Origin of the sequence: Microbulbifer echini, assembly GCF_041447225.1 — a bacterium.
GTDB lineage: Bacteria > Pseudomonadota > Gammaproteobacteria > Pseudomonadales > Cellvibrionaceae > Microbulbifer > Microbulbifer echini.
This window is the reverse complement of sequence record NZ_JBGMEL010000051.1, coordinates 1-1,000: the sequence shown is the minus strand read 5'-3', so window position 1 is coordinate 1,000 and position 1,000 is coordinate 1. Positions and strand designations below refer to the sequence as shown.

Genomic DNA, 1,000 nt, shown 5'->3' with positions numbered 1-1,000 from the left:
GATGCTACACGCGCAGGTTTCTTTTGTAACATTCTCATGTGAGAAAGCACTTTGCTTTTTAGCTTCTTCTTGGATCGCGCTGGTATGCCACTGTGAACGCCTCCTTTAAGATCGCAATTCAAATACTCATCTGGATTCAGCTCAGGTGAATAGGATGGCAAATAAAAGATTTCTATTTCATCATCGTGCTCTTTCAGCCAAGCTTTAACGACTCGAGCGTGATGTACCCTAAGGTTGTCTAGAATGAGGAAAACTTTGCGGCCTGCTGTTTTGATCAATCGCTTGAGAAAGTCGATAAGTCTGTCAGCATTCATACTTCCTTCGTAAATTTGAAAGCGTACTGTTCCTTGATTTGTAATTGCGGATATCATATTGAGTGAACAACGCTTTGCATTTAGCTTCACAATGGGCGTTTTTCCTTTTGGTGCATAGCCGCGCTCATGCTGGCAATCGCTGCGTATGCCTGTTTCGTCGCCCCAGTAGATCTCCGCGCCTTCCTGTTTCGCACGCTGTTTAATGCCTGGGTAGTCCTCTTCCATCCATTTTTTAACAGCTTTAGGGTTTTGCTCATAGGCCCGCCTGGCTGGCTTCTGAGGGGTAAAACCCCATCGCTTCAGATAATCACCGACGGTACGAATTGGCATTTTTATGCCACATTCGCGTTCGATTAGCTCCATAACAGCCTTACGTGTCCACAGCACATAGCTAAGCTTGAGTTGATCTGGCTGTTCATCCGTGATTTGTTTTTGAAGGTTTTTTTCTTGCTCTGCAGTTAGCCTACGGTTCATGCCTTCCGGGTGGCCACGCTTTTTAGCAGACAATGCTTTGAAGCCGCCTGCTTTATAAGCATTGATCCAGTTTTGTACTGCTCGACTGGAAACATCCAGGGTCCGTGCGATTTCTGCTATAGACTCTGATTTTTTCCAAAGCTTTACGGCAGTTCTGCGTTTTTCTTCCTGTGCGGAAGCGGGTAATTTTCTTGCATCAATAATATCCATTT

General features: G+C 45.1%; 1 protein-coding gene. It reads right to left on the bottom strand.

Annotated elements, in window-relative coordinates:
- On the bottom strand, window positions 1–998 hold a 998-nt coding region (locus ACCI51_RS19405), incomplete at its 3' end, for an IS630 family transposase (protein ID WP_371845080.1).
- Window positions 999–1,000 lie beyond the last annotated feature (2 nt).